Annotated in this window: 3 protein-coding genes; 1 reads left to right on the forward strand and 2 read right to left on the reverse strand. The window is 69.7% G+C overall.

All coding sequences use genetic code 11. The annotated features are described in order from the left end of the window. Together QZ994_RS19060 and QZ994_RS19065 are read right to left on the reverse strand one after the other, a co-directional pair. Positions 1-1463: efflux RND transporter permease subunit (locus QZ994_RS19060; protein ID WP_290877441.1), on the reverse strand; the 1463-nt coding region annotated here is incomplete at its 3' end. Then, positions 1460-2650 (reverse strand): efflux RND transporter periplasmic adaptor subunit, encoded by a 1191-nt coding sequence (locus QZ994_RS19065; protein WP_290877444.1) that lies wholly within the window; start codon positions 2648-2650, stop codon positions 1460-1462. The genes QZ994_RS19060 and QZ994_RS19065, both read right to left, overlap by 4 nt. A gap of 152 nt (positions 2651-2802) precedes the next feature. Here QZ994_RS19065 and QZ994_RS19070 point away from each other — a divergent pair, with 152 nt between their 5' ends. Further along, complete coding sequence (locus QZ994_RS19070) at positions 2803-3681, forward strand: alpha/beta hydrolase (RefSeq protein ID WP_290877447.1); 879 nt, start codon at positions 2803-2805, stop codon at positions 3679-3681. Positions 3682-3880: the final 199 nt, after the last annotated feature.

Consider the following 3880-nt stretch of genomic DNA (forward strand, 5'->3'; position numbering starts at 1 on the left):
AGCAGGTAGGCCGCCATCATGGGCGTGAGCATGCGGGCCACGACCAGCGAGAAAAACACGGCAATGGCGGCCGTCCAGCCGAACTGCACGAAGAACTTGCCGGCCACGCCGCCCATGAAGGCCGTGGGCAGGAAGACCGCGATCAGCGTGAAGGTGGTGGCGATCACGGCCAGGCCGATTTCGTCGGCGGCCTCTTCGGCGGCCTGCAGCGGCGTCTTGCCCATGGCCAGGTGGCGCATGATGTTTTCGATCTCGACGATGGCATCGTCCACCAGGATGCCCACCACCAGCGAGAGCGAGAGCAGCGACACCACGTTGACCGTGAAGCCCATGAAATACATGGCGCCGAAGGCCGGGATCACCGACAGGGGCAAGGCGGCCGCGGCCACCAGGGTGGCCCGCCAGTCGCGCAGGAAGAACCACACCACGATCACGGCCAGGATGGCGCCTTCGAACAGCAGGTACATCGAGCCATGGAAGTTCTCCTCCACCGGGTCGACGAAGTTGAAGGCCTCGGTCAGGGTGACGTCGGGGTGATCGGCCCGGAGCTTCTCCAGCGCTGCACGCACGCCCTGGGCCACGTCGACCTCACCCGCGCCACGTGAACGCGTGATCTCGAAGCCCACCACAGGCTGGCCGTTGAGCAGCGCTTCGGCGCGGCGCTCGGCCACGGTGTCGCGCACGGTGGCGATCTGGTCAAGGCGCACACGGCGGCCGTCGCTCAGGGTGATGTCCATGGCCGCCAGCTCTTCGGCCGACCTGACGGTGGCGATGGTGCGCACCGATTGCTCGGCCCCACCCAGGTCAACCCGACCACCCGAAGCCTCCTGCTGGGTGCTGCGCAACTGGCGGGACACATCGGCTGCCGTGGCCTTGAGGGCCAGCATGCGGGCGGGATCCAGGTCGATGTGCACCTCGCGGGTGACACCGCCCACGCGGGCCACGGCGCCCACGCCTTTCACGGCCAGCATCACCTTGCTCACATCGTGGTCAACGAACCAGGACAGGGCCTCGTCGTCCATGCGGGCCGAGGCGACGGTGTAGGTCAGGATGGGCGAGCCCGAGACGTTCATCTTGGCGATGACGGGGTCGCGCAGCTCGCCGGGCAGGTCGGCGCGCACGCGCGAGACGGCATCGCGCACGTCGTCAACGGCTTCCTGGATGGGCTTTTCCAGGCGGAACTCGACGGTCAGCGTCACCGCGCCATCCTGCACCTTGGTGTAGATGTGCTTGACGCCCTGCAGTGTCGCCACAGCATTTTCCAGCTTGCGGCCCACCTCGGTTTCGAGCTGGTTGGGGGCGGCCCCGGGCAGCGAGGCCGAGACCGTGACAGTGGGCAGTTCGATGTCGGGGAAGTTCTGCACCTTCATGCGGGCAAAGCCCAGCAGGCCCATCAGCGTGAGCATGATGAAGAGCATCACCGAGGGAATCGGGTTGCGGATGCACCAGGCGGAGACGTTCATGACGGCTCCTTCCGGGTGATGGGCGCCGCAGGCTGCGCGGGCACGCTGGCCCCGTTCACCACCCGCACCGTGTCCCCATCGGCCAGGAAACCCACGCCCGAGGCGACCACGGGCGTCTGGGCATCCAGCCCCTGGGTGACCTCGATGCGATCACCCACGCGGCGGCCCACAGACACCTTGCTGCGCGCGACCACCCCCTTGGCATCGACCTTGAAGACATAGCTGAAGCCATCGCGCAGCAGCACGGCGCTTTGCGGCAAGGTCAGGCCACGGGAGGCGCCCAGGGCCAACTGGCCCGAAGCGAACATGCCGGCACGGGCACCGGCCCTGGCCGCCGATGCGGGCAGGTCGACATAGACCAGGCCGTTGCGGGTGGCAGCCTCCACCGTGGGCGCCACCATGCGCACCTTGCCCTGCACGGGCTGGGCGCCGGGGGCCGTCACGGTCGCGACCATGCCGGGCTGGATGCGGGCCAGATCGGCCGAAGGCAGCTCGGCGCGCCATTCCAGGCGACCCTGACGGATCAGGCGGAAGAGCTCCTGCCCTGCCGAAACCACGGCACCCAAGGTGGCCTGACGCGCCGAGATGACGCCGTCGTCCTGCGCCACGATGCGCGTCTGGCGCAAGCGCAGCGCCTGGGCGGCCAACTGCGCAGACAGGGCCTTGACACGGGCCTGGGCCGTCTGTTCGGCGGTGAGGTTGCGCTGCACCTCCTGGGCACTGATGGCCTTCTGCTCGGACAAGGCCCGGGCACGGTCGGCATTGCCGCGGGCTTCCTGAAGCAAGGCCTCGGCCTCGGCCAGGGCGGCACGGGCGTTGGCGACATCGGCCTCCACGGCCTCGGCCGCCAGGGTGGCCAGGACCTGACCGCGCTTGACCACGTCCCCCACATTCACATGGACCGTGGCCAGGCGCAGGCCAGACAGTTCGGCCCCCACCACCGCCTCCTGCCACGCCGCCAGGGCGCCGCTGGCCGTGAGCACCGCGGGCCAGTCGGCCGGCTGGGCCTTGACCCATTGCACGCTCAAGGCGGGCTTGACCGGGCGGCTGGCCGCGGCCTGGGCAGGCTCTGCGGCCCGTGCGATGCGGTCGATGGGCGCCAGCAGGGCCAGCGCAAGGCCACCGGCCAGCAGGCCCGCTGCCCGCCACCCTTGCCGTGAGATCGTGTCAAAACATGCCGCGGCCATCGTGCTTTTCCTCGCTGTGATCTGGGCTGGGGGCAGCGCACCCGTGCGCCGACCTGCCTGTGTTCGCCATGGCCCCCGGTCCGGGGATGCCGAATCCGTGGTTCTACCAGATGCGCCGCAGGCCACCTCCGCCAAGTTGGCACAATGGGCCCATGACGCTGCACCCCTGGGCCCACCCCTGTTCCGAAGGCTTCACCCTGCGTGGCTGGCATACCACGCCGCGGGGCAAGCCCCTCATCCACTTCCTGCATGGCAATGGCTTTTGCGGCCGCACCTACACGCCGCTGCTGGAGCGCCTGACTCCCGACTTCGACCTCTGGCTCAGCGACATCCAGGGCCATGGCGACAGCGACCTCGGCCCCCGCTACCTAGGCTGGAACCGCAACGCCGAACTCGCCATGGAGGCCTTCAAGGCCCAGGCCGGCGCCTTCAAGGGCGTGCCCCACCTCGCCATGGGCCACAGCCTGGGCGGCGTGCTCAGCGCCCTGCTGCTGGCGGGCCACCCGCGCGCCTTCCACAAGGCCGTGCTGCTCGACCCGGTGCTCATGAGCCCGGCGATGCTGATGGGCCTCTCCCTGGCCGACCTCACCGGCACCGCCAGCCTCACGCCCCTGGCCCGCCAGGCCATCAAGCGCCGCCACCATTGGGACAGCCGCGACGCCGCCTATGCCGCCCTGCACGAGCGCGGCACCTACAAAGGCTGGGTGCCCGAGGCCCTGCGCGCCTTCGTGGACCACGCCCTGCGCGATGCGCCCGACGGTGGCGTCGAACTGAAATGCCCGCCCAGCCGCGAGGCCGAGGTCTTCAGCAGCGGCCCCGAGCGCCTGTGGGGCAGCCTGGGCCGCGTGCGCGTGCCCACCCTCGCGCTCTACGGTGATCACACCATGCCCTTTGTGCGCGAGGGCCTCCAACGCTGGGAACGGGTCAACGATGCGGTCACGGTCACCCAGGTGTCCGGCGGCCATTGCTTCATGCAGACGAATCCGGCGGACACCGCCGAGCGCGTGCGGGCCTGGCTGCTGGCCCCCTGAGCCCGGGGCAGCGCACCAGACCAGGGTCTGCGCGGGCCCCCTTGTTGCTTGGATGTCGGACAATCACGCCTGACCATGCTCACCACCCGCCTGATCCCCCTCAGCCCCGACGCGCACACGCACGCCCATGGGCACCACCAGTTGGTGCTCTCGGTCGACGGGAAAGCCGAGTTCGAGGTCAATGGCAAGGGCGGCGAGG

Origin of the sequence: Aquabacterium sp. (assembly GCF_021768455.1) — a bacterium.
Taxonomy (GTDB): domain Bacteria; phylum Pseudomonadota; class Gammaproteobacteria; order Burkholderiales; family Burkholderiaceae_C; genus Aquabacterium.